Source organism: Tateyamaria sp. ANG-S1 (assembly GCF_000814025.1).
In the GTDB taxonomy this organism is placed as follows: Bacteria; Pseudomonadota; Alphaproteobacteria; order Rhodobacterales; family Rhodobacteraceae; genus Tateyamaria.
Map to the genome: position 1 here is coordinate 1 of NZ_JWLL01000013.1, position 25,066 is coordinate 25,066.

A 25,066-nucleotide genomic window follows, 5' to 3' on the forward strand; every position below is an offset into this window, starting at 1 on the left:
GCAACGCTGGATTCGAACACGACCAACGATGCGGGCGGCACTGCGACAATCGCCGGCATTCTGGACGGAGGCCTGGGCAACGCAGGCACCGCCACCTTGTCTGGGACAGTGACGGGTGCCGTCACCAACACCGGCGATCTCAACATCGCGGGCGGCAACATTGGAACACTCCTCGACAACAACATTGGCGGGGACGTCGATGTTGTGGGTGGTGGCAGTGTTGGCACCAGCGTGACGAACGCAGCCGCCTTTGACGTCAACAGCGGCACATTCACTGTCGGCGCAGGCGCGGGTGCGTTTACCAATGAAAGCGGCAGCACGTTGGGCGTTGCAGCTGGGTCCTCGCTGGATGCGGTGGTGACCAACGAGACGGGCGGTACCGTCAACTTGTTGGGGACCATCAACGGATCGCTGACCAATAACAGCCTCTTGAACGTCAGCGGCGGCGCGGCAGCCGTCAATGGTGCCCTGACGTCTACAGCGGGCAGCACGCTCAACCTGCAGAACGGCGCAACGAATGATGTTCTGACCATCTCGGGCGATGCGGACCTGAGCGGTACCGTTCAAGTCGACGTAGACCTGACTGATATCGCCGATGTGGGCACCGTTCCCACCGCAAACACCGCCGACCTGGTGTCGGTCGGGGGGAACCTGTCGGGGACGGTTGACCTGAGCTTTAACAACATCGGTGCCGAAGGTAACGTCGTGAACCTGGCGCTGTTCGAAGTGACGGGCGCCGGCACCAACACGCTGAGCTTTGGCAACATCAGCGGACTGCCGTTGTTTAGTGAGTTCGAGTATTTCACCGAACTGGTGGGCAACGACATTTTCCTGCAAAGCCGCGTGAGCGCAGGTATTGCCAACCTTGCATCCACCGTGGCCCTGTCACAAACGCTGGTCGATACTATTATCAACCGTCCAACAAGCCCGTTTGTGAGCGACCTAGCTGCAGACGCGAGCACCAACCCGTGCGGGGCAGGGGCCTGGGCCCGTGTGACGGGCGGCACGGCCAATGCCGATGGGTCTTTTGTGGACGAGACTAGCGGCGCCAGTGGGCAATCGCCCGTATCGTTGAACTATAGCGGTATCCAGGCAGGCGGAGACTTTGCGTGCTTTGACGGGTTCTACAATGGTTGGGATTTGGCGTTTGGCGGGATCCTTGGCTTGAACCGCGGGTCTAGCACCAACAACGTCTTTGCGATTGATCCAAGCAGCGGTGCGACCACCGACATTTTGCTGAGTGTGACCGAAACAGACATCGAACAGACCTATGGCGGGGTATATTTGACCGCCGCGCGGGGTCGATTCTTTGCCGACTTGCAGTACCGGTTGGAGCAGACGGAATTTGAATCCACCAACTTTGCAGTCTTCGACGCAAATTCCGGGTTTGATCTGACCAATGAAGAATACGAATCAAACAGCCGGACCCTGTCAGGGTCTGTAGGGTATTCCTGGCCGGTCAGCGCGATCGAGGGTCTGACCTTTATCTCGTCTGTAGGCTTCTCGTTCACCGACAGCGAGACGGACCCGATCAACTTGGGCGCAGACGGTACGTTGGCCGTGGACGACAGCGAAAGCCAGATCGGATTTGTCAGCGGTACCCTCGCACGGTCGCGCATTCTGCCCGACAATGTGAGTGTTCTGAGCTATTTCGGCACCGCAACCCTGTACAATGACTTTGCAAGTGACCGGACCGCGACCTTCACCCCCGCTGGGGGCGGAACACCGCGGCAGCTGACCATCGGGACAATCGGGTCTTATGCCGAGTTGAGCGCGGGCCTGAACTATGTGCGCCTGCTGACACCTGGTTCCGACGGGAAGCCCCGTCAGCTCAATGCCGCGGTGCGCCTGGATGCGCGGTTTGGCGATGACGTCGAAAGCTATGCCCTGACTGGTCAGATCCGCTTCCAGTTCTGATTGTAAGGGCCGCAGAACAGCAAAAGGCCGGGACATAGCCCGGCCTTTTCGCATTTGAGAGCAGGGTATCAGAGTTTGCTGAGCGCCTCTGAGTAATGCTTTGCATAGGCTTTCACAAAGGCGTCCACCATGCCGTTTTCCCCGGCAGCGGCGCGGGAGTTCCATCGTGTGATGAACTCCTCCCACTGTTTCTTGTTGCCGCCCTTGAGCATACCGCCCCCGCCTGTGTCCGCTTCGATCGACGCAGGGTCGAGGCCCGACATCACTTCGGCCATCGCCGGTTGAACGGCAGCCATCATCGCGGCCTGGTGCACGCGGATGTCTGTCAACGCATTCTGGAACCCGGCGGCCCCCGTTTGATACCCGCTTCGGGGTTGGACAAAGAGCGCCTCAAACGCCGCTTCGGGATCAGGCATGAACTTCATCGGATTGTTGCCATCCGCAATGCGCATGGTGCGATCTTCTTGCGTGACGAACAGTTTAACCGACGCGCGGTCCTGTAACATCTGCATGATCTCTTGCGTGCAGATGCGGGCGCATTGGCCAAGGATTTTGCCCAGCTCGTGCATGGGAATGTCGAGCGCGTCCTCACTGTCAATCTCGGCCCCTTCCAAGAACCCAGCAAGGAAAGGATGTGTTTCAGGCACGGGTTCAGGTTCAGGTGCGCGAACATCCGTGTGCGTTGCCGGCGGCGCGCTGGCCGGAGCGGGCGCAATGGTGCCGGGCGGCGCCGGATTGGCGGGAAAGGGGGTCGGCAGAGGCGTTGGATCGGTGAAGCTTTCGCCAAGTCCCTTAGGCGGTTGGCTTTCCAGCGCGTCGGCGACAGAGAGCGTCGGGGTCACCACGGGGGGTGGCGTGTTGGGCACCAGGTCTGGTGCCGCTGGTGCCTGCGGCGACGGCGCATCCGGCATCAGATCAAAATCGTCATCGGGGATGAAAGGCCGCGGCGGCACAGGATCTGCGCCGTCAGTTGAGCCGAATGGTCCGGTATCGGGTGCCATGGCCGTATTTGGTGCTGGCTCTGGTGCGCGCACGGGATCCGGGGTGCCAACATCTGAGGCACTGTCGTCCTTCATATCCTTAAGGATCTCAGGGGTATCAGCCGCTTCGATAATGTCATCAACGGGATCGGACTGTGGCGACACCGGATCAGGGGCGCGCATTGATGGGGCCGCGACAACCGGAGGGTTTGACACCGAAGTATCCTGTGACGGGTTTGCCTTGAAGCGTGCAAGGTCCGGCGTTTGTGCTGCGCTGGCTGCATTTGCTGCGGGCAGGGGCGCTTTGACCTCGGGCAGGGCGCCGCCATTTATCATTGCCGCCGACGGCGGAGCCTGAACGGCACGCGTGCCGCGCCCCGCACTTGCCGGAGGCACAACGGCTGGAGGTCGCGTCGGCGCAGCCGCCACAGGCTGGACCAGGGCCTGCAACACATATTGTCCGACCTTGAACCGGTCGCCGCTGGCGATGCGATAAGGGCTGACAATCCGTTCGTCCTGCCCTTCAAGGAAGGTGCCATTGGTCGAGCGGTCGTGCAGAAGATATTGCCCATCTTTGAACAGAATATCGAAATGGTGCCCTGAGATGTGCCGTGTCTGGTCTGGCAGGACCCAGTCATTGCCCGGCTTGCGTCCGACCCGTGCCGCGGCACCCGTAACCTCGAAACTTTGCTGCGTTTCGAGATCTTCGGCGGTGTGGCTTTCGATGGTCAGTCTAAGAGCATCCATTTCGCAAGTTGTCCTTTAGCCTGACCGCAGCAAGCGCTGGTCACGAAACGCGCAAGAGCCCAGCTGCGCGATCCATCATTTGATTTAAGCTGGCGCAGCGGTGGTCTGCATGGGTCTGCCCGATGGCGCGCAAAACCGCACTGCTGATCGCCCGCGGCGTACGCCAGGCCGGGACCGACACAAGATCGTTCGGCGCCAGCGGCCCACCTGACCACCCAACGGCAAGGCCGAGGTACACAATGGCTGTCTTTCTTGGAGCAAACAGTGCCATCTGCATCGTTTTCCAGCGGTTTTCGGTGCTTTGATCGTCAAGCCACGCAGCAATCCAATTTACCAACTGCGTGTCTTCCGCCGACAAATCCGGCTGCAGATCCAAAATGGAATCAAGTGCCCATTGTATGGCTTCGGGGGTTTCGACCGCAAAACAGATGAAGGTGACAGCGTCTTCTGGCGTTTGAGAGACGCGAACACGCTGAAAGAAGGCCCTATACCCTTCTTCTGGCGCTGGCCGCTCGGTCATGAACGCGGTGATTTTGTCCATTTCCCGAAACAGATCATCGACGCGATCAAAACGGGTGGCCCGAGCCGGGGGCAGCGTTTGTTCGGAATTGAGGTCGTCCATCCAGGTCGTCACGATATTGATGTAAAATCACGTATTAGATAGTGCGACGGTCGGGCGCACAGGTCAATGACTTGGATGCGTTGATGAACGGGTGGGACCGTGGGCCTGCCGCAGCAAAGTCGTTTGGCAATTGCTTGAAGCGACACAAGTTTTTCTGGCCAATGTTCGCAGCTATGGTAAGCTACCTGCGCTAGAAGTGTGAAATCGCATAACTGGGTTCCAAACCTGGGGGGATGTATGGACGTTGATACCCTTCTCCAAACCCTTGGGGAAGACGCGCCAAGTGGCGACGATCTTGAATATGATCCCGCGTTCATGGAAATGGAGATCGCAGCGCAACCCGGCGAAGAACGCCAGGTGGGCGATGAGATTTTGCCGGCTGAAGATCCCGACTACAAAGACGTGCAAGCCAAGGCTTTGGCCGTTTTGGAGCGGTCTCATGACCTGCGGGCCGGCATCGTGATGGCCGAAACGCAATTGCGGCTGTCCGGGTGGCCTGGATTTGCCAAGGCCATTTCTTATTTGGCCGGGTGCCTGAGCCAGTACTGGGATACCTGCCACCCGCAACTTGATGCCGACGACGATGATGATCCGACGATGCGCATCAATGCCGTCCTGTCGCTGACAGACGACGCGCGCATCCTGCGCGGTGTGCGCCGTGCTCCCCTGACGCAAAGCCGCACGTTCGGTGCAATATCGTTGCGCGACATTGCCGTCGCTGAAGGAGATCAGGTCGCATCCTCGGATATGGACAGCGTGCCGGACCCGGCGCAGGTCGCGGCGGCCTTCCAGGACACAGATGACGATGTCCTAACCGAGATAGCACAAGCTGTGTCGAGCGTTCTGAGCGATCTGGAGATCATCAGCGCCACATTTGATGAACACACGCCAGGTCAGGGGCCCGATCTGGACCCCCTGATTAAGTTTGTCAAACAAGCCAATACGCGATTGGCCAACGCGCGCGGCGTCTCTGACGCGCCGGCAGATGGCGACACGGACACTGCTGAGGGTGCGACTGAGCAGATGGCGACGGCCCCTGTTGCGGCTGCGGCCGGTGTCGGGGGCATCAATTCTCCAACGGACGTGCAGAACGCCTTGGACCGCATCATTGGCTACTACGAAAGGTGCGAACCATCGAGCCCGCTGCCCCTTTTGCTTCTGAGGGCAAAAAAACTTGTGAATGCGGACTTCCTTTCGATTGTTAAGGATATGGCTCCTAACGGAATCGAAAACGTGCATCTCATCGGTGGTATCGAAGAGGACGATGACTGATCCATGCTTGGACCACGTAAGATGATAGACAAAAACGCGATAGAGACTGACGAAGGAGAGTAAGAGCGATGGCTGGGAGTTCGCAAAAGTTTATTGCCCGTAACCGCGCCCCTCGGGTGCAGATTGAGTACGATGTGGAATTGTATGGCGCCGAGAAAAAGGTGCAGCTGCCATTTGTAATGGGGGTGATGTCCGATCTGGCCGGAAAGTCAGAGGTGGAACAACCTGCTGTTGCGGATCGCAAGTTTCTTGAGATCGACGTCGATAACTTTGACGACCGGATGAAATCGATGGCGCCGCGCGCCGCCTTCACGGTTCCAAACACATTGACCGGTGACGGCAACATGGCTGTTGATATCACCTTTGAGTCGATGGATGATTTCAGCCCGGCAGCAATTGCCGCGAAGGTGGAACCACTGAAGGAATTGCTGGATGCGCGCACGCAATTGAGCAACCTCATGACGTATATGGATGGCAAGACCGGTGCCGAGGAGCTGATTGCGAAAATCATGCAGGATCCCGCCTTGCTCAAAACCCTGGCGGCGCAGCCCGCCCCGGCATCTGACAGCGACGATCAGGAGTAAGAAATGGCCGAGACAGAAACAGAAGCAGCTGGCGCCGCAGGCGCGACCGCCTTTGGGTCCTCGGATTTCGAGAACCTGCTGAAAAAAGAATTCCGCCCGAAATCGGATCAAGCCAAGACGGCCGTGGAACAAGCGGTCAAAACCTTGGCCGAGCAAGCACTGGCCAATACGTCGCTGGTCAGTGACGACGCATTGCGCACCATCGAAAGCATTGTTTCCCAGATTGATAAGAAGCTGACCGAACAGGTGAACCTGATCCTGCACCACGAAGAGTTCCAGCAGCTCGAAAGCGCGTGGCGCGGCCTGCACTATCTCGTCAACAACACCGAGACCGACGAGATGCTCAAGGTTCGGGTGATGAACATCTCGAAGAAGGACATGCACAAGACCCTGCGCAAGTTCAAAGGAACCGCGTGGGATCAATCGCCCATCTTCAAGAAGATCTACGAGGAAGAGTTCGGCCAGTTTGGTGGCGAACCCTATGGCACGCTGGTCGCCGATTACCACTTTGACCACAGCCCGCCAGACGTGGAGCTGTTAGGCGAGATGGCCAAGATTGCTGCGGCGGCTCATGCGCCGCTGATTACAGGGGCCAACCCAACTCTGTTCCAGATGGACAGCTGGTCCGAATTGGCCAACCCGCGCGATCTGACCAAAATTTTCCAAACCCCGGAATATGCCGCATGGCGGTCCCTGCGGGAGAGCGAGGATTCCAAATATGTCGGCCTGGCGATGCCCCGTTTCCTGGGCCGTCTGCCTTACGGCGCGGCGACCGATCCGGTTGAGGATTTCGCCTTTGAAGAAGACACCGATGGTGCAGACAGCAGCAAGTATGGGTGGGTGAATGCCGCCTATGCGATGGCTGTGAACATCAACCGGTCCTTCAAGGAATACGGCTGGTGCAGCCGGATTCGCGGCATCGAAAGCGGTGGCGCTGTCGAAGGGCTGCCCAGCCACACGTTCCCCACCGATGATGGTGGTGTGGACCAGAAATGTCCGACAGAGATTGCAATCTCTGACCGGCGTGAGGCCGAATTGGCCAAGAACGGGATGATGCCCCTCATCCACCGCAAGAACTCGGATCTTGCGGCCTTTATCGGGGCGCAATCCCTGCACAAACCCGCAGAGTATGACGATGACGACGCGACCGCGAACGCCAACCTTGCCGCGCGTCTGCCGTATCTCTTCGCGACCTGTCGGTTTGCGCATTACCTGAAATGCATCGTGCGCGACAAAGTGGGCAGCTACAAAAGCCGCGATGACATGCAGGCGTGGTTGCAGGATTGGGTTAACCAGTACGTTGACCTGAACTCCGCAACCTCCCCCGAAGAGGTCAAGGCGCGTCAGCCCTTGGCCGCAGCCGAAGTTGTCGTGGAGGAGGTCGAGGGGAACCCGGGCTACTATTCGTCCAAGTTTTTCCTTCGTCCGCACTACCAGCTCGAAGGGCTGTCGGTGTCACTTCGGCTTGTCTCCAAGCTACCAACCGAGAAGGGGGCGTGACCCCCTCTTTACCCATTACCCTACCACCAGCAAAAAAGAGGACCTAATTCATGGCTTTTGACGCATTTGCATATTTCAAAGGGACTGATGTCAAAGGGGAAACCCAAGACGATAAATACAAAAAGGAAGGCGCATTCGAGATTCTCAGCTTCGAGATCGGCGCAGAGAACAACATCAACATCGGATCCATTTCGTCCGGTGGCGGCGCGGGCAAGGCGACGTTCAAGGAACTGAACATCACCAAGAAGACCGACAGCGCATCCTGTGGCATGTTCTCGAAACTGTGTGAAGGCAACCACTTTGACGATCTGGTCATCGAATTGCGCCGCTCGGGTGGTGCCGCTGGCTCCACAGGTCTGGTGTTCCTGAAATGGGAATTCAAACTGGTGATGATCCAAGACATCAGCTGGACCGGTTCGGACGGTGACGACGTTTGTGAAGAAACAGTCGTCATGCAGTACGGCGCCATGAAAGTGACCTACACCCAGCAAAAAACAGACGGCAAAGCGGGCGACCAAAAGTCCGGCGAATGGAGCCGCGTGCTCAACAAGGCCAACCTGGCCGTCAAGTAATACGATCCAATTTGGACGTAAAACCGACCAAGCCCCATGCCGGGCTTGGTCAACCCCTATTTGTGCCTAGTCTGGAGAGCCCGCGTGCAAGCCGAAGACCTGTTGAAATCTGGTGATATCGACGGTGCTCTGTCTGCACTGCAGGATGCAGTGCGCGCGGACGCGTCAAATGCTGCACTCCGGATTTTTCTGTTTCAGCTGCTGGCTGTGCGTGGCGAGTGGAAACGCGCGATTGCGCAGCTGAAAGTGTCGGCTGAATTGGATGACGGCGCAACGGCGATGGCGCAAACCTATCGCGAAGGCATCATTTGCGAGGTCTACCGCGACAAGGTGTTCGCGGGCGAAAAAGACCCCCTTATTTTTGGTGAACCCCAGGAATGGATCGCCTTGATGGTCGAGGCCCTGAAGGCCAATGCAGCCGGGCGACACACCGAAGCTGCCGAAGCGCGCGCGCGTGCCTTTGACGCGGCACCAACCACTTCGGGCACCCTTGACGGTGAGCGCTTTGAGTGGATTGCGGACGCAGACATGCGTTTGGGACCGCTTCTCGAGGTTGTGGTGAACGGCAAGTACTACTGGATGCCTTTCACGGCTCTGTCCAAGATCGAATTCGAACCGCCCGCGGACTTGCGCGATGCCGTTTGGACCCCGGCTATGCTGACGTTGGCCAATGGCAGTGACATCGTTGCACTGATCCCGACCCGATATGCGGGCACACTGGATCATGGCGGTCCGTCAGAAAAGCTGGCCCGTGCCACGGATTGGCGCGATGTCGGGTCAGAGACATTTTGCGGCATCGGACAACGCACCCTGGCCACCGATCTGGGCGACACGGCCCTAATGGATGCGCGGTTGATCGAATTGGACACAGCTGCCGAGACCGAGAATCCGACCGCGGCGGATGCCCCGCTTGAGGGTGACTGACGATGTCAGACAAAACAATCGCAGAGCGCCTGCAACCATCGCTGCTGGATCGGCTGACAGATGATGCGCCCTCGGAAAAGACAGAGAGCCGCGATGCCCGTGTAATGGATTTACGGCAGTTGCGGGACATCCTGCAACGAGATCTGGCGTGGTTGCTGAACACGTCTGACAGCAGCGCTCAGATTGATGCGGATCGGTATCCGCACGCCTTTGGGTCTGTCGTCAATTTCGGGATCCGTGAGGTTGCTGGCGACTATTCCACGGTCGAGCGCGCGGAATTGATCCGAAAATCAATCGTTGATGCGATACAGATCTTTGAACCGCGCATTCATCCAGGCTCGCTCGATGTGCAGTTGCGCATTGGAGAGCAACAGCGCGAGTCCATCGTTTCCTTCGACATCCGGGCCGACATGTGGGCGCAACCAATGCCGATCGAGCTGTATCTGCGCAGTCAGGTCGATGTCACCACCGGTGAGCTTGAGCTGGAAAGGGTGGCCTGAGACCTGCCATGGATACCCGTCTGCTCAAACATTACGAAGCCGAATTGGCCTATATGCGCGATATGGGCGCAGAGTTTGCGCAAGCCTATCCCAAGATCGCGAGCCGTCTTGGTATGGACGGTGTCGAGGTGGTCGACCCCTATGTCGAACGGCTGCTCGAAGGCTCTGCCTTCTTGTCGGCGCGGGTGCAGTTGGAGCTAGAACTTCAATATCCGGCGTTGACCTCGCATTTGCTGGAAATCGTTTACCCACATTATCTGTGTCCAACGCCGTCCATGATGGTGGCCGCCTTCGAACCGGATATGGAAAATGCGTCATTGGAAGACGGTTATGTTATTCCGCGCCATTCCGAATTGCGCAGCACCCTGACCGATGACGACACCACGCCATGTGTCTTTCGCACCTCGGCCGATGTCATCATGTGGCCCATCACGATCTCGGAGGCCGAGTATATTGACGGGCGCGGCGAACTGGTCGCGGCCGGCGTATCGCGGGACACAGCCGCACGGGCTGGCATCCGCCTGCGTTTGAAACGTCATGGGGATTTGCCCATCGCCGAATTGTCGATGGACCGGTTGGTGCTGTTTCTGGACGCGCAGTCCGGCAAGAACTGGGCGCTGCATGAGTTGCTGTGCACCCAGGTCAGCGGTGTCGTGGGTCGGTCCACCGACCGCCGCGCAGATTGGGTGGCCGACTTACCCAATGGTGATGTCGTCCCGCGTGGCTACGACCCTGACGAAGCTTTGCTGCCGACGCCACAGCGCAGCTTTGACGGTTACCGGTTGCTGCAGGAATATTTTGCCATGCCGCAGCGGTTCCATTTTGTGGAGCTGACTGGCCTATCCATGGCCCTTGCGCGGGCAAAGGGATCGGATGTCGACATCTACATTCTGCTAAACGAGGGCGACAGCGACGTAGCCCCCGGCGTCACACCCGAGGCGTTCACCCTGAACGCAGTGCCCGCCATCAACCTGTTTCACAAACGCTGCGACCGTGTTCAGGTATCGCCGGCATCCGTCGATCATCATGTGGTGGCGGACCGCACCGCGCCGCTGGATTTCGAGATCTTTGCCCTGGAAAGCGTCGAAGGCATTTCTGCTGATGGCGAGAAGGACGTTGATTTTCGCCCGTTTTATTCAGAAGACGATCTGACACCATCAGGAGACGAGCACCACTCGTACTTCACCCAGGTCCGCAAGATGCGGCAACGCTCAGAACGGGAACGGCTCAAAGGGGTGCGAACCTCCTATCTGGGGTCAGAGCTGTTTGTATCACTGGTGGACAGCGCGAAGGCGCCGTATTCCGCAAAACTGGATCAGCTTGCGGTGCAAGCCATGGTCACAAACCGTGACCTGCCGCTGCTGCTGTCCACGGGATCTAAGAACGTCTTTCACCTGCCGTCTGGCGGACCCGTCGCCAGCGTCAGCACCCCAGTCAGCCCGACGCGTCCGCGCCAATCGCTTGCCCAGGGCGATACGGCGTGGCGCTTGGTGTCCCATCTGAGTTTGAACTACATCAGTATTGCAGAAGAAGGCTCTGAATCAGGCGACAGTGCGGCCCTGCGCGAGCTTATTGGAATTTATGCCCCGGCCGGTGACAAGGTGCTCAAAAAGCAGCTTGAAGGTCTGGTGTCGGTGTCGTCACGACCCATTGTGCGCCGCATGGCAGACGAGATTTTGTCAACAGCCGTTCGCGGCATGGAAATCTCGGTCACTTTCGATGAGAGTTTTTTTGAAGGCACCAGCGCCTATGCTTTGGGCGCGGTGCTAGAGCGTTTCTTTCGTAAATATGTATCAATCAACAGCTTTACCGAAACCGCGCTTGTGACACAGCAGCGGGGGGAGATCACACGATGGCGGCCGAAGACCGGTCTGGGAAGGATCCTCTGACCCATATCGCGCGGCTGGAGGACAAACCCGAGACATTTCACATCCTGCATGCGCTGCGCGTGATCGAAGCCGCGCACCCGGACGCGCCGCGCATCGGCGAGGCGCGACGCCCGCGCGAAGACCCTGTGCGGTACGGACAAGAGGCAGAACTGCAGTTTCCGCCGTCGACAATCGCAGACTATACGCCTGCGCAGGGTGATGCTCCGCCGCGACTGACCAACCGCTTTTTTGGCATGTTCGGCCCGCACGGCCCGTTGCCCCTGCACCTGACAGAATATGCCCGCGACCGCCTGCGCAATCATCGCGACCCGACCCTGGTGTCATTCGCCAACATGCTGACCCACAGGCTGATGACGTTGTTCTTTCGCGCTTGGCGGTCAGGGCAGCCCGCCCCAAGTTTTGACAGGGGCGACCGCGACGAATTTGAGAGCAAGGTTGCGGCCATTGGCGGCTTTCACGGCGCACACTTGCGCCGCGCCGATGCGTTTCCGGACGTGGCGAAGCGCCACTTTGCAGGACTACTGGCACAAGGCCCCAAGAATGCGGAGGGTCTGCAATCCATCCTCCAGGCTTTTTTCAATGCACCTGTGAAGGTCGAGGAATTTATTGCCAGCTGGCTGGAACTGGAACCGGATGACCGGTGGCAGATGGGGCAACCGGCTGTTCTGGGCCGTACCGCATCCATCGGGGACAGGGTGCGATCGCGGTCTTCCAAGTTCCGATTGCGCATTGGGCCACTGACCTATGATGACTACCAGCGCCTTTTGCCCGGTGGCGCGTCCCTGGCACGGCTTCGCGCCATTGTGCGCAACTATGCGGGTGATGCGCTGGATTGGGATGTGAATCTGGTGCTGCGCGCCGACGGTGTGCCCGAGGCAAAACTGGGCGAAACTGTCAGGCTGGGGCAGACCGGCTGGATTGGATCAAGAGATACAACAAAGGATGCGGACGACCTATATCTGGAACCCAATGTACGGGTCCTCATACAAGGCGCCGCCACGACAGGGGGATAAAAACCATGACGGAAATCAGCCGGGTCGCGCTGTTTGGCAAGCTGAACAGCCTGGGCTTCAAAGCCATCGAGGGGGCCACAGTCTTTTGCAAGATGCGCGGCAACCCCTATGTCGAGGTGGTGCATTGGCTGCACCAGATCTTGAACACCCAAGACAGCGATATCCACCACATCATTCAGCACTACGATCTGGATGCGGGCAAGATCGCGACCGAAATGACCAAGGCGCTGGATGCCTTACCCCGTGGCGCGTCATCCGTCAGCGACCTGTCTGGTCATCTTGAGGATGTTATGGAACGGGCCTGGGTCTGGGGATCGCTGCTGTATTCTTCGAACCAGGTGCGGACCGGTCACCTGATCCTTGGGATGCTGAAGACCCCGAACCTGAAGAACATCCTGATGACCATCTCTCCGACCCTTGCATCGGTGAAGGCGGATGAATTGGCAGATGATTTCCATACGGTGACGGATGGATCGCCCGAAGATGCGATGCGCCCTCAAGATGGCTCTGTTACCGGAGGTGGGGCAGAACCGGGCGAGGCCAGCGGCGCAATGTCACCGCAAATGGGTGGCCAAGAAGCGCTGGATCAGTTCTGCACCGATCTGACCGAACAGGCCCGCAACGGAGAGATCGACCCGATCGTGGGTCGCGACGAAGAAATCCGCCAAATCGTCGACGTCCTGATGCGCCGTCGCCAGAACAACCCGATCCTGACGGGTGAGGCCGGTGTCGGCAAAACGGCTGTCGTCGAAGGGTTTGCCTTGCGCATCGCGCGCGGGGATGTGCCACCTGCGCTGCGCGACGTGCGCTTGCTGGTTCTGGATGTGGGTCTGCTGCAGGCCGGCGCATCCATGAAGGGCGAATTTGAAAATCGCCTGCGCCAAGTGATTGACGAGGTGCAGGCCAGCACCACGCCCATCGTCATGTTTGTGGATGAAACCCATACGCTGGTTGGGGCAGGGGGCGCCGCCGGGACGGGCGATGCCGCCAACCTGCTGAAACCCGCCCTTGCGCGTGGCACTTTGCGCACAATCGGCGCCACGACATGGGCCGAATACAAAAAGTACATCGAAAAAGACCCCGCCCTGACCCGCCGCTTTCAGGTGGTGCAGGTGGACGAGCCAGATATCCCGAAGGCCGTGCTGATGATGCGCGGCATCGCGTCGATGCTGGAAAAGCACCACAAAGTGCAAGTGCTGGACGAAGGGATCGAGGCGGCTGTCACCCTCTCGGCGCGCTATATCCCCGCGCGGCAATTGCCCGATAAGTCCGTCAGCCTGCTCGATACCGCTTGCGCACGCGTTGCGGTGTCTCAGCACGCTGTGCCTGCGCAGGTGGATGACAGCCAGCGCCGCATTGAATCGCTGACAACAGAGTCGGAGATCATTGGACGCGATGAGACCGCAGGCTACGACGTCACCGAACGCCGCGCCACGGTCGAGGCGGCTAAGGCAGAGGAAGAGGAAAGGCTGACAGGGCTCAAGGCTTCCTGGGAGGCTGAAAAGGCCCTGGTGACCGAGATCATCGACTTGCGCGCACAACTGCGTGCCGGTGGTCAACCCGTTGAGGACACACATACGCCCGAGGCCATCGCAGCGGACGAGGCTGCAGAGACTGAAGAGGGCGCAGACGCCGCCCTGAGCGACGAAGACCGCGCGGCACTGATGGACAAACTGAAAGCCAAAAACGCAGAACTGGAAGCGCAACAAGGCGACAGCCCGCTGATCTTGCCCATCGTCGATCATCAGGCCGTTGCCTCGGTCGTGGGCGACTGGACCGGTATTCCGGTGGGCCGGATGGTCAAGGACGAGATCGAGACGGTTCTGAACCTCGAAGAGCATCTGGCCAAACGTGTGATCGGACAGGATCACGCGATGAAGATGATCGCCAAGCGCATTCAGACCAGCCGCGCGGGACTCGACAATCCGTCAAAACCCATTGGCGTCTTCATGCTGGCGGGCACCAGCGGCGTCGGCAAGACCGAAACCGCACTGGCGTTGGCTGAGGTGCTGTATGGCGGCGAACAGAACGTCATCACCATCAACATGTCCGAGTACCAGGAAGCACACACCGTGTCCTCCCTCAAGGGCGCACCGCCTGGATATGTCGGGTATGGCGAGGGCGGCGTGCTGACCGAAGCTGTGCGGCGCAAGCCTTACTCCGTTGTTTTGCTTGATGAAGTAGAAAAAGCGCACCCCGATGTGCATGAAATCTTTTTTCAGGTGTTTGATAAGGGAGTGATGGAAGACGGGGAAGGTCGTGTGATCGACTTTAAAAACACGTTGATCCTTTTGACGTCGAATGCGGGCACGGACCTGATCATGGACCTGTGTTCAGATCCCGACCTGCTGCCCGAACCCGAGGGCATGGCCAAAGCGCTGCGCGAGCCATTGCTCAAGGTGTTTCCACCGGCCCTGTTGGGACGGCTGGTCGCCATTCCCTACTACCCTCTCAGCCCAGACATGATCGGCAAAATCACCGTGCTGCAACTGAACCGTATCAAGAAGCGTGTGGAGGCCGCCCATGGCGTGCCTTTCGAATACACGGATGCTGTGGTCCAGGAAATCGTAGACCGCTGCCAGGAGTTGGAAAGCGGTGGACGCATGATCGATGCCATCGTCACCAACACGATGCTGCCCGACATCTCGGCCGAATTCCTGCGCCGCATGATGGAGGGCGGCGTGATCAGCAAAGTGTCCATAGATGTGAGCGATCACGCATTCACCTACGGCTTTGAATAGAACGGACATCAGAGGGGAATTGAAATATGGCCAAACACGTTGTGATGAACCTGAAGAAGGTTCCCATCAAGGTCAGCGGTCTCGACATCGTGGTGCCGCCAGATCTCAGCTTTAAGGTTGAGGTAGAGCTCGACAAAAAGATCGCCAAAGAAGCGACGAAAGATCCGCTACTGGTGCAGAAGTTCCAGTCTCAAGCCTCGGAGATTTTGGAGCAGACGAAGGACACCATCGAGAACAAGTGCAAGGTGTTCGACAAGCTGATCGTCGGGATGATCGACAAAGGTGCCGATGACAAGAAGGTCAAAGCACAGCTGAAGGGTCTGAACGACGCCATCAAGAACGACATGAAAGTGGCCCAGAAAGCCGCTGAGCTGGGGGTTCAAAGCACCTGGAAAGAGCTGCAGTCCAAGCGTAAGGAATGGCGCGGTTTCAAGATTAAGGTTGGCGTGTCCATTGCCGGAACTCTGGCTGGTCTAGCGCTGTCGATCGCAGGGCTTGCAACATCCGGCTTTTCCGGCGGGGTAGGAGGGGTGTTGGCCATCGCAGGCTTCATCAAATCCGGCATCTCGCTTGCGCAGGATATCAAGAAGCTGGCCATCGATATCGAAGGCGCCCGAGTGGAGCTCGACGGGCACCTGAAATTCATCGAAAAGGCCGCCAAGACTAAGGGGCTTTATACCGCAAACGAGGTGGGCGCTGCCGTACTGAACGAGTTCGTGGGCATTTCGCAGCCGTCTATCAAATCAGCGCAAGACTGCGCCGATACGATCAAGGCGAAATATGCCCAGATGATCGTCAAGGTCCATGATCTGTCCAAGACACTGGAAAAGATCCTGAAAGAGCAGCAAAAGGTCAAAAAGGAGTTCCTGACCGAGGCGGCCAAAAGGCTGAAAAAGCACCCCATCAAAGACAAGAAGGGGCAGATGAATAAAATCTCGACCGCCTTGGATAAAGAGCTGGATGCGAACTACAAAAAGGTCGACGCACAGATCACCCGCATTCAGCTTATGTACGCGGACACGCGCAAATGGGCCGCCACGATCAAGGATCTGTTGAAACGTTTGGCCAAACTGGAACTAAAAGACAGCAAGGGCCTCAAGGTGTTTCGCGAAGTGCTGAAGGCCGTGGGCGCCGCGGCAGGCGCGATTGACGGAAACTCCGTCGCATCCTCCGCCCAGGAATTGGGCCTCGGTCTGGGCGAGTCCGTGGGCGGCTACGTCTATGACAAGATCTCTAGCAAGGCGCTGGATGGGACTGTGTTTGACGCCGCCTGACGGTGTTGCAGCAAAAACAATCGATCCCGCCCAAGTTCAGATGTGACACCTGGGCGGGAAGACGGGAGATGACATGACCGACGCATCGACAAAGACAGAGACGCTCAAAACCGACGCGGCACCGGACGGTACACTGTCTGTACGCGCAAGGTTGCGGGTGTTTCTTGAGCAACCAAAGGTTCACAATGCCATCCTGGCCTTGATCATCTTCAACGCCATTACCCTGGGCATTGGGACATCTCAATCGGTGCAGGCCTCAATGGGCCCACTTCTTCTGATCATCGACAGGATTGTTTTGACGATTTTCGTCATTGAATTGCTGCTCAAGCTTTATGCCTATGGACTAAACTTCTTCCGTAACTCTTGGAACATCTTTGACTTGTTTGTGGTGAGCGTCGGGTTGTTGCCACAGACCGCTGGCCTGTCGGCCCTGCGTGGGTTGCGCGTGATCCGGGCACTGCGCCTTTTGTCAGTGATCCCGCAAATGCGAGCGGTTGTGCAGGCGTTGCTGGATGCCTTGCCCGGCATGGGCGCGGTGATCGTCATGATCTCGATCGTGTTCTACGTCTTTGGCGTGATGGCCACGATCATGTACGGGGCCAGCTTTGATGAATGGTTCGGCACATTGGGCCGGTCGCTCTATTCGCTGTTCCAGATCATGACGCTGGAAAGTTGGTCTATGGGCATCGTCCGTCCAGTTATGGAAGTTTACCCTTCGGCTTGGGCTTTCTTTGTGCCCTTCATCGTTATCACCGCGTTTTCGGTGCTCAATCTGTTCATCGGTCTGCTGGTCAACACCATGCAATCGGCCGTGGAGGAAGAGACCGAAGCCGAGTTTGAAAAGTTGCGTGCCCTTGTCAGGGACGAAACCGATCAGGTCGATGCCCATGTGTTGGCCCTGCAGGCCGAAGTGCGAGCCCTGCGCGATGAGCTGCGTGCGGAACGGGACAACAAGGCATGAGCAACGGGCAGAAATTCATTGCACGCAATCGCGCGCCCCGTGTCCAGATCGAATACGATGTGGAGCTTTATGGCGCAGAGAAGAAAGTACAGTTGCCCTTTGTCATGGGTGTGTTTTCCGATCTGTCGGGTAAATCGGAACAGCCACCGATCAACGACCGCAAGTTCCTCGAGATTGACGCGGATAATTTCGATGACCGGATGCGTGCCATCGCCCCCACGGCCCGGTTTTCTGTGCCCAATACCCTGACAGGCGACGGCAACCTGTCTGTCGATCTGACCTTCAACAAGATGGATGACTTTTCGCCCGAAGCCATTGCCGAGAACGTCGATGCCCTGCGCCCCTTGCTAGAGGCGCGGCGGCACCTAACCAATCTGACGACGTATATGGATGGCAAGGCCGGGGCCGAAGCGCTGATCGAAAAGCTGCTGGCAGAGCCCGCGCTTTTGGCTGCGATCAGCGGGGCCGAGGCATCGGACACAGATACCGACGCTGCCCTACAAAGCCTGCGGGATGCCCTGCCACAGCAGGCGGACACGGCAGATGACAGTGCTGGCGTGGCAAGCACCCTTGAGGCCTTGGCCGCACGCGCCCCTGCCGATGACGCCCCTGAGACGGCCATTGACGATGCTCTGAGCACCTTGGCACCGCCCGAAGAGACGCCAGAAGAAGAGGCCCAGAGCGATGCGTTGGCATCCCTTCGCGATGCTGCCTTGCCTGACGAAGCCCCGGAAGACACCACGGCTGACGTCCTGAACACCATCGCACGGGTTGAAGACACACCTGCACCGGTCGACGCCGCTGACGACGTTCTAGCAGGCATAGCACCCGTTGCCGAAACCTCCACTGACGATCCAACGGCTGGAATACTGGATGGCCTGACCTCGGACGCACCCGAGACCGAATTGGTGGATGAGACCGCGGACGTTCTGGCCGGAATCGAACATGTCGCCCCCGAGACGGCCAAAGATGACACCAATGATATCCTGTCGGCACTGGACACGCCTGAGGACAGCCCGGCTGAGGAAGATGCCCTGGACAACATCCTCGGCACCCTCGAACCGGTTGAGGAAGACGATGGCGACACCACGTCCATCCTCGACGTACTCGACACCGTGGAAGCGCCGGTTGTCCCGGATGAAGACGAGGGCAAGCTGGACGACGTTCTGGGTGGCATCCCCGCGCAGCCTGCAGCGGGCGACAGCGCTGATCCAATGGACGATATCCTAGCAGGGATCGAGCCCCAAGCTGACACCGCGGACGATGATGACGAGCTGGACGACTTTCTCGCAGGCATCGACACAAATAGCGTCACACCAGACGGTGAGGCGGGTGACGATCTTGATGATATTCTTGGCGGACTAGACAGCGTTGCAGAGCCTGACCCTGAGCCAGACATGTCCGATGTCCTTTCCGGAATCGAAGCGGATGACGTCGCAACCGTTCCTGATACAGAAGCAGACGTGGCAGGGATCCTTGGCGCATTAGAAAGCAGCGAGGAGACCGAAGAGGATGCCGAAGATCTGGACGACATCTTGGGCACCCTGGATGCCGTCGACACCAATGCGGAAGAAGGTGACAGCGACAGTATAGGTGACGTTCTGGCTGGGCTGGAGGCCACAGAGGACACTGCAGAGGATTACGACACCGACCTAGACGATATACTGGGCGGACTGGACGCGCCGGAAGCTGAAGCCGCAGGTGATGATCTGAACGATATCTTGTCGGAGATCGACACCTCTGACAACGATGCTTCAGAGGACGAGAACGCACTCGATTACATTCTGGGCGGTCTCGAAACGCCAGATGCTGAGGCCGCAGGAGAGACAAGCGAGGATTTGGACGACGTTCTTGCCGGAGTGGACACAGCGCATGTTGATCCTGATCAGCCCGCGGATGCGGTCGAGGACATTCTGGACGGTCTCGATACGGCAGCAACGGAAGAGCCAGACGATGATCTGGATGATATCCTCGCGGGCCTAGACTCCGACGAAGACGATGCGGCAGAGGACGACGACCCGCTTAAAGACATTTTAGCCGGGCTGGATGCGCCGGACGCAGATCAAGCGGACGATGACCTCGACGATATCCTGGGCGGTTTGGACACCGTGGAAGAAGACGCAGCAGAGGACGACGATCCGCTGGGAGATATTCTGAGCGGGATTGATGCGTCAGACGATGAGGACAACGCGAGCGATGATCTGGACGACATCCTTGCAGGGCTCGACACCGCAGACGAGGACACCTCAGCCGAAAGTGACCCACTGGACGATATTCTGAGTGGCTTTGAAGCTGATGATGACAGTGCAGGCGACGAAGCTGGCGATGAGTTGGACGATATTCTGGCCGGGCTGGATGACGGCGCGGACGATGGGGGCGACACCGGCCTGGACGACATGTTGTCAGATATTGATGGCTCCCCAGACCAAGCGCCTGCACCCCAATCACCGTTTGGCAAGATCCTTGCAGATCGCCCCGTACGCGACGATCTGCACCGACCCAAGTTTCGCATGGCGCTGTTTGGTGATTTCACGGGTAGAGCCTCTCGCGGACTGCTTGACATCGGAGACGCCTTGGCGGCCCGCATCCCCATCGCGCTGGATGTGGACACGGTCGAAGACCTAATCTCTGACTTTGCAACGACGCTGCACCTCAAGATCGGCAAGGACGGAGAGACGGTTGCTGTGCCGCTCAAGGAATTGGACGACCTGCATCCTGATGAACTGTACGACAATATTGAGATGTTCCAGGAAATCGCCGGGCTGCGCCAGCAACTGGGCACAGGGTCGATGGCAGAAAAGACAACGAGCCAGCTCAAGACCTGGTCCGAAGCACATGCCACACCGATCAAACTTCCTAAGCGCTCGGCAAGCGCATCAGTCCCGGCCAATCTAAAGTTGAGCGACTTTCAAGCTCTGATCGGCGATACGCGTGGGGATTTGACCCCGGCAGGGCCTGCGGATGATCTGATTGCCCGGATCGTCGGCCCGCATGTCGTCAAGGCCCCCGATGATGGTGCTGCCGAGATGACGCGCGCAGTTGATGCAGCGCTAAGTTCTGCGATGCGGCTGATCCTGCATCACCCCGATTTCCAGGCCATTGAGGCACAATGGCGCTCTCTCGATATGCTGGCCCGGCGGATCGAAACTGACAGCACCTTGGAAATCGTGCTGTATGATGTGTCGGCGGAGGAATTGGCCGCAGATTTAGCCGCGCAGGAGGATCTGGGCGAAAGTGGTCTGTTCCGGTTGGTCACAGATGTGCTTGACCCCGAAGACGGCGCTGGCGGGTTTTCAGCGCTCTTTGGCCTTTACACGTTCGAGGAAACACCGACACACGCAGAGCTGTTGGCACGCATCGGGCAGGTCGGGGCGCATGTCGACGCGCCGTTCTTCTCGGCGATCTCTCCCGGATATCTTGAGACTGAAAAAGAGGATCGCCATCCGCTTGTGGCCGAGGCCTGGGACACGCTGCGCACACTACCAGAGGCCGCGTATCTTGCTCTGGCCTCGCCCCGCTTTTTGCTGCGGCTGCCCTATGGTGCCAAGTCTGAGCCGATCTACGCGTTCGATTTCGAAGAATTCACACCGCAAGAGGGCCTGAGCGGGATGTTATGGGCCAATCCGGTAGTCTTGGTCGCAATCCTGCTGGCGGCGACACATAAAAAGGATAGCAAGGCGATGGATCTTGGATCGCTTATGTCTTTGGGCGATCTGCCGTTTCACTATGTCACCGACCGGCACGGAGATCAGGTGGCCTTGCCCTGTACCGAGCGCAACCTGACGAGCGATGCAGCGCAAAAGACCCTTGGTCGCGCCTATATGCCGGTGGTTTGGATGAAGGGCCGCAACGAGATCCGCCTTGGCACGTTCCGGTCCCTTGGTGGTGACGTGATCGCTGGCCCGTGGGAGGCCGAAGTGCCCGCGCCACGGCCTCGGCCGGGAGACGCCGGTACGACCGTTGAGATGGACATCGCAGCCGGAGACGGTCAGGATGGTGCAGACCTCGCGGGTGATATTACCGCGGATGCCGACTTGGGCCTGGACGACCTGCTTTCCGGCAACGACGACAGCGACGATGATGACACATCACTGGATGACCTTCTGGCTGGGTTTGGCGACGATGACGACGAGGATGGAGGAGATGATGATGACATGGATCCGGAATTGGCTGCCTTGCTGGAGGGCCTTTAAATGAACGCAATGGGAGACATGTCTGACCCAAGGCCAGAGCGCGGTGAGGAACCGGACATCATTTTACTCGGTATCGAAAAAACCAGTTTTTATATGTACAAAGGCGAGAAATTTCTGAACCAGCTGCTGTTGTCGGATGGTGAATTTCCAAAACCGGTTTTATGCGTGAATTTTGAAACACTGTTTGATGCAAAGCGTGTTTTGGGCGACGGATTTTCCCCTGCCACCAGTTGGGCGATCCATCCTGAGATCATAGAGCGTCTGCGCCGGGACGACGACCTGATCGAAACCGACGCTTAAAGCAAAAGCATAGCGACGAGGAGTATAGACATGGCGGCAGACGACGTCGAACTCAAGAACCGGCACGTTTGGATGGAGGGCGATTACGCCTCAAAACCCGTCAACCTCAAGAATGCCCGTGTCGTAGAAGGCATGAGCACGCTTTCTGAGACGACTATTGAATTCCTATCGTCCAACGACGCGCTGGACATGCAGGACATGCTGGGCAAGACGATCCATCTGGGCCTGAAGGATGGCGACAACAAAGACCGGTTCTTTACTGGCACCTGCACATCCGTTGAATATGTTGGCTTGTACCAGGGCCTGTCGCATTTTGTCGCTGAGCTGCGCCCTTGGCTATGGTTCCTGACCCGGACACAGGAAAACCGCATCTTCCAAGACCTCACCGTTGTCGAAATCATACAACAAGTGCTGGAAGCCTATGGTTTTTGGTCCGATGTCGAAAAAAAGCTGTCAGCATCCTACAAGACACGCGTCTATTGCGTTCAATACCGGGAAAGCGATTTCACTTTCATCAGCCGTCTGATGGAAGAGGAGGGTATTTACTACTACTTCATTCAGGACGGCAAAAAGCTCAAGATGGTGCTGGCCGATAGTATCAGCGCCCACAAGCCGACACCGGGAACATCTGAGTTCGAGTTCTTCTTCAAAGAAAGCGAATATCGGCGGCGACAGGACCACATCTTTGATTTCAACGAAGCCACGGGCGTGACCACCGGCAAGATCACCCTGAACGATTACAACTTTGAAGCGCCGAAGGCCGACATGCGCACGGTCAAGGCAATCCCAAAGGGACAACACAAGCACAAGAGTTACGAATTCTATCGCTATCCCGGTCACAGTCGGATCGATGGCACCGGCGATGAATTTACCAAAATCCGGATGGAGGCCGAAGCCGTTCGCCACAAGCTGTCGCGCGGAGTGGCCAACGTGCGTACCCTTGGGGTGGGCCAGACCTTCAAAATGAAAGGGCATCCGCGCAAGCACAACAACAACGAATACCTGTGCACGCGGGCTGTCCATCACCTTCAGATCGAAACGGATTACGAAGACACCGAAACCAAAAAACCGCTGTTCGAAAGCAAGCTGCCGGTCGACGAAGACAACAAGGACACATATCGTATCGTCTTTGATGTGATCCCGAAAACCGAACCCTACCGCGCGCCGCAAGACACACCGTGGCCGGTCGATATGGGTATGCACACGGCCGTCGTAACCGGCCCATCAAGCGAAGAGATTTACACTGACAAGTACGGCCGTATCAAAGTGCAGTTCCACTGGGACCGGCTGGGCAAAAAGGACGAAAAGACCACCTGTTGGGTGCGTTGCGTGATGCCATGGACCGGCAAGAACTGGGGCATGATTTCCATCCCTCGCATCGGGCAGGAGGTCGTAATCCAGTTTGAGGAAGGCGACCCGGACCGCCCGATCTGCACTGGTATGCTGTACAATACTGATACGATGCCACCTTATGCCTTGCCCGAAAACATGACCCAGACAGGGATCAAGACACGGTCCAGCAAGCAGGGTGGATCAGACAACTTCAACGAACTCGTCTTCGAAGACAAAAAGGATGATGAGTTTGTCCGTCTTCAATCCGAAAAGAACTATAGAGAGATCATTAAAAACAATGCCGAAATCACAATCGGCATTGAAAAACAGGATCCTGGCGACCTGACCCAGACGATCTACCACACCAAGACAGAGACCATCCAAACGGGCGATCACATCTTTGCCGTCGAGACAGGCAACCAAGAGGTGTTTGTCAAAACAGACCACACCGCGAGGATCGAAGGCAAATCGAGCACAACGATCGTCGGCGACACGTCCATGCTTGTTGAAACTGGCAGCTACACGCAAACGATCAGCACCGGTGACGTGGCGCGCGAAGTGTCGTCGGGTGGCGAATCAGTGGTCGTCAGCCTTGGAGACTACACGCTCGACACGTCCGCGGGTTCCGTTGCCATCACCGCGGGCACAGAAATCTCATTGACCGTCGGGGCCAATTCTATCGTCATTGATCAAAGCGGCATCACCATATCCGGCACCATGGTGACAATTGAAGGCAGCGCAACTTTGGATGCGAGCGCGCCCATGACCACAGTGTCAGCCGATGGCGTCCTGACGCTTGAGGGCGGCGTGACGATGATCAACTAGGAGGTGGGCATGTCAGATCGTTTCGCAGACCTAAAGAAGATACCGGAACAACCGGCGGCCCGCCTGTTGGCCGCGGCCAATGCCACGCTGCAAACGCAGTTGAGCGGTCCTGCCAGCACGTCGGTTCCAGATGCTCTGACCGAGCTTGAGACGCATCAGGCCTATGTTGATATGGTGCGCCTCTTGTCCGTCTCGTTGCCGCCACGCGAATGTGTCTGGTGGGGTTGTATTGCTGGGCGTGATGTCTTGGGACCAGATGGCAAAAGCCCCTGCCTAAGTGCAGCAGAGGCGTGGGTGTTCGAGCCAACAGATCCATCGCGCGATAAACTGCAGTCCGTTTTGGAGAGCAGTGCAACGGGCGATCCTACATCCTTGTGCGCCACAGCCGCCTTTTATGCGCCCGGCAATCTGGGACCCGGCGAGATGCAGAACCAGCCTGCGCCGGTCGGGATAGTCAGCTCGTGCTGCTTTGGCATCAACCTCAAGTCGTTGAAACTGGGGCCGGATCCCGAAACACGCTTCAATTTGATGATTGATCGCGCTCTGGACATTGCGCGCGGCGGGAATGGACAGGTAGAATTGCCCGCAGCAACGCAGGAGGAAACAGTCTGATGCCAGGTCCGCCGCAAGCACGCGTGGCAGACATGCACACGGGGCCCTGTACGCTGGGCAGCCCGTTGCCCATTATGCCGCCGTGTTCTCCGACGGTTTTGGTGTGCAATATGCCTGCAGCCCGCGTAACGGATCTTTGCACTGGGCTGATTGCCCCGCCGGCAGCCAACTTTCCACCACACCCAATTGCAAAAGGGTCAGCAACCGTTCTGATCCAAAAGCTGCCTGCTGCGCGGATAAGTGATCTCTGCGGGCTTGGCGGCACAATCGTGTCCGGTGCCCCGACGGTTCTGACGGGCGGCTAAGGT

At 58.0% G+C, this 25,066-nt stretch carries 18 protein-coding genes and 1 pseudogene; 17 read left to right on the forward strand and 2 right to left on the reverse strand.

What is annotated here, in order from left to right; genetic code table 11:
• Nucleotides 1-1,917 (forward strand): annotated as a pseudogene (locus RA29_RS23325) (hypothetical protein); the annotation flags it as partial.
• Between the two features lie 68 nt (nucleotides 1,918-1,985).
• Here the strand turns inward: RA29_RS23325 and RA29_RS19070 are convergent.
• A complete protein-coding gene (locus RA29_RS19070; RefSeq protein WP_039689046.1) occupies nucleotides 1,986-3,644 on the reverse strand; it encodes a type VI secretion system-associated FHA domain protein in 1,659 nt (552 codons plus the stop codon).
• A gap of 40 nt (nucleotides 3,645-3,684) precedes the next feature.
• The gene (locus RA29_RS22120) at nucleotides 3,685-4,266 is read right to left on the reverse strand and encodes a hypothetical protein (RefSeq protein WP_052249792.1); all 582 of its coding nucleotides are present in this window, start codon (nucleotides 4,264-4,266) and stop codon (nucleotides 3,685-3,687) included.
• Between the two features lie 237 nt (nucleotides 4,267-4,503).
• Between RA29_RS22120 and tssA the strand changes: the two genes are divergently transcribed.
• The 16 genes from tssA (at nucleotide 4,504) to RA29_RS23690 (ending at nucleotide 25,063) form a co-directional block, all read left to right on the forward strand.
• Entirely contained in the window at nucleotides 4,504-5,538 is a 1,035-nt protein-coding gene (gene tssA, locus RA29_RS19080; RefSeq protein WP_039689048.1) for a type VI secretion system protein TssA, read from the forward strand.
• A gap of 68 nt (nucleotides 5,539-5,606) precedes the next feature.
• Nucleotides 5,607-6,122, forward strand: coding sequence for a type VI secretion system contractile sheath small subunit (gene tssB, locus RA29_RS19085; RefSeq protein ID WP_039689050.1), 516 nt, complete (start codon nucleotides 5,607-5,609; stop codon nucleotides 6,120-6,122).
• 3 nt (nucleotides 6,123-6,125) lie between these two features.
• A complete protein-coding gene (tssC, locus tag RA29_RS19090) occupies nucleotides 6,126-7,622 on the forward strand; it encodes a type VI secretion system contractile sheath large subunit (RefSeq protein ID WP_039689052.1) in 1,497 nt (498 codons plus the stop codon).
• Between the two features lie 50 nt (nucleotides 7,623-7,672).
• Nucleotides 7,673-8,194 (forward strand): type VI secretion system tube protein Hcp, encoded by a 522-nt coding sequence (locus RA29_RS19095; protein ID WP_039689053.1) that lies wholly within the window; start codon nucleotides 7,673-7,675, stop codon nucleotides 8,192-8,194.
• An 84-nt stretch (nucleotides 8,195-8,278) separates the two neighbouring features.
• Nucleotides 8,279-9,118, forward strand: coding sequence for a type VI secretion system accessory protein TagJ (locus tag RA29_RS19100; RefSeq protein ID WP_039689055.1), 840 nt, complete (start codon nucleotides 8,279-8,281; stop codon nucleotides 9,116-9,118).
• A gap of 2 nt (nucleotides 9,119-9,120) precedes the next feature.
• The gene (gene tssE / locus RA29_RS19105; RefSeq protein ID WP_039689057.1) at nucleotides 9,121-9,618 is read left to right on the forward strand and encodes a type VI secretion system baseplate subunit TssE; all 498 of its coding nucleotides are present in this window, start codon (nucleotides 9,121-9,123) and stop codon (nucleotides 9,616-9,618) included.
• Between the two features lie 8 nt (nucleotides 9,619-9,626).
• On the forward strand, nucleotides 9,627-11,507 hold the full coding sequence (gene tssF, locus RA29_RS19110; RefSeq protein ID WP_039689059.1) for a type VI secretion system baseplate subunit TssF: 1,881 nt from the start codon (nucleotides 9,627-9,629) through the stop codon (nucleotides 11,505-11,507).
• The gene (gene tssG, locus RA29_RS19115) at nucleotides 11,471-12,520 is read left to right on the forward strand and encodes a type VI secretion system baseplate subunit TssG (protein WP_039689061.1); all 1,050 of its coding nucleotides are present in this window, start codon (nucleotides 11,471-11,473) and stop codon (nucleotides 12,518-12,520) included. The genes tssF and tssG overlap by 37 nt, the downstream gene beginning before the upstream one ends.
• A 5-nt stretch (nucleotides 12,521-12,525) precedes the next feature.
• Nucleotides 12,526-15,261 carry a type VI secretion system ATPase TssH gene (gene tssH, locus RA29_RS19120; RefSeq protein ID WP_039689062.1) on the forward strand — a complete coding sequence of 912 codons (2,736 nt, stop codon included), beginning with the start codon at nucleotides 12,526-12,528 and terminating at the stop codon, nucleotides 15,259-15,261.
• 26 nt (nucleotides 15,262-15,287) lie between these two features.
• Nucleotides 15,288-16,535 (forward strand): hypothetical protein, encoded by a 1,248-nt coding sequence (locus RA29_RS19125; RefSeq protein ID WP_039689064.1) that lies wholly within the window; start codon nucleotides 15,288-15,290, stop codon nucleotides 16,533-16,535.
• A gap of 73 nt (nucleotides 16,536-16,608) precedes the next feature.
• Nucleotides 16,609-17,496, forward strand: coding sequence for an ion transporter (locus RA29_RS19130; protein WP_052249794.1), 888 nt, complete (start codon nucleotides 16,609-16,611; stop codon nucleotides 17,494-17,496).
• Entirely contained in the window at nucleotides 17,493-21,689 is a 4,197-nt protein-coding gene (gene tssB / locus RA29_RS23855) for a type VI secretion system contractile sheath small subunit (protein WP_039689066.1), read from the forward strand. The genes RA29_RS19130 and tssB (RA29_RS23855) overlap by 4 nt, the downstream gene beginning before the upstream one ends.
• Nucleotides 21,690-21,989, forward strand: coding sequence for a hypothetical protein (locus RA29_RS19140; protein WP_039689067.1), 300 nt, complete (start codon nucleotides 21,690-21,692; stop codon nucleotides 21,987-21,989). It abuts the gene before it with no gap.
• A 30-nt stretch (nucleotides 21,990-22,019) separates the two neighbouring features.
• A complete protein-coding gene (tssI, locus tag RA29_RS19145; RefSeq protein WP_039689069.1) occupies nucleotides 22,020-24,146 on the forward strand; it encodes a type VI secretion system tip protein TssI/VgrG in 2,127 nt (708 codons plus the stop codon).
• Nucleotides 24,147-24,155: 9 nt separating this feature from the next.
• Entirely contained in the window at nucleotides 24,156-24,758 is a 603-nt protein-coding gene (locus tag RA29_RS19150; RefSeq protein WP_039689071.1) for a hypothetical protein, read from the forward strand.
• A 74-nt stretch (nucleotides 24,759-24,832) separates the two neighbouring features.
• Complete coding sequence (locus RA29_RS23690) at nucleotides 24,833-25,063, forward strand: PAAR domain-containing protein (protein WP_275041518.1); 231 nt, start codon at nucleotides 24,833-24,835, stop codon at nucleotides 25,061-25,063.
• Nucleotides 25,064-25,066: the final 3 nt, after the last annotated feature.

What these genes read in the sequence shown, in the direction of transcription:
- RA29_RS19070 (WP_039689046.1), bottom strand. Translation starts at nt 3,644, where the DNA reads ATGGATGCTCTTAGACTGACCATCGAAAGCCACACCGCCGAAGATCTC.
- RA29_RS22120 (WP_052249792.1), bottom strand. Translation starts at nt 4,266, where the DNA reads ATGGACGACCTCAATTCCGAACAAACGCTGCCCCCGGCTCGGGCCACC.
- tssA (WP_039689048.1), top strand. Translation starts at nt 4,504, where the DNA reads ATGGACGTTGATACCCTTCTCCAAACCCTTGGGGAAGACGCGCCAAGT.
- tssB (WP_039689050.1), top strand. Translation starts at nt 5,607, where the DNA reads ATGGCTGGGAGTTCGCAAAAGTTTATTGCCCGTAACCGCGCCCCTCGG.
- tssC (WP_039689052.1), top strand. Translation starts at nt 6,126, where the DNA reads ATGGCCGAGACAGAAACAGAAGCAGCTGGCGCCGCAGGCGCGACCGCC.
- RA29_RS19095 (WP_039689053.1), top strand. Translation starts at nt 7,673, where the DNA reads ATGGCTTTTGACGCATTTGCATATTTCAAAGGGACTGATGTCAAAGGG.
- tssE (WP_039689057.1), top strand. Translation starts at nt 9,121, where the DNA reads ATGTCAGACAAAACAATCGCAGAGCGCCTGCAACCATCGCTGCTGGAT.
- tssF (WP_039689059.1), top strand. Translation starts at nt 9,627, where the DNA reads ATGGATACCCGTCTGCTCAAACATTACGAAGCCGAATTGGCCTATATG.
- tssG (WP_039689061.1), top strand. Translation starts at nt 11,471, where the DNA reads ATGGCGGCCGAAGACCGGTCTGGGAAGGATCCTCTGACCCATATCGCG.
- tssH (WP_039689062.1), top strand. Translation starts at nt 12,526, where the DNA reads ATGACGGAAATCAGCCGGGTCGCGCTGTTTGGCAAGCTGAACAGCCTG.
- RA29_RS19125 (WP_039689064.1), top strand. Translation starts at nt 15,288, where the DNA reads ATGGCCAAACACGTTGTGATGAACCTGAAGAAGGTTCCCATCAAGGTC.
- RA29_RS19130 (WP_052249794.1), top strand. Translation starts at nt 16,609, where the DNA reads ATGACCGACGCATCGACAAAGACAGAGACGCTCAAAACCGACGCGGCA.
- tssB (WP_039689066.1), top strand. Translation starts at nt 17,493, where the DNA reads ATGAGCAACGGGCAGAAATTCATTGCACGCAATCGCGCGCCCCGTGTC.
- RA29_RS19140 (WP_039689067.1), top strand. Translation starts at nt 21,690, where the DNA reads ATGAACGCAATGGGAGACATGTCTGACCCAAGGCCAGAGCGCGGTGAG.
- tssI (WP_039689069.1), top strand. Translation starts at nt 22,020, where the DNA reads ATGGCGGCAGACGACGTCGAACTCAAGAACCGGCACGTTTGGATGGAG.
- RA29_RS19150 (WP_039689071.1), top strand. Translation starts at nt 24,156, where the DNA reads ATGTCAGATCGTTTCGCAGACCTAAAGAAGATACCGGAACAACCGGCG.
- RA29_RS23690 (WP_275041518.1), top strand. Translation starts at nt 24,833, where the DNA reads ATGCCGCCGTGTTCTCCGACGGTTTTGGTGTGCAATATGCCTGCAGCC.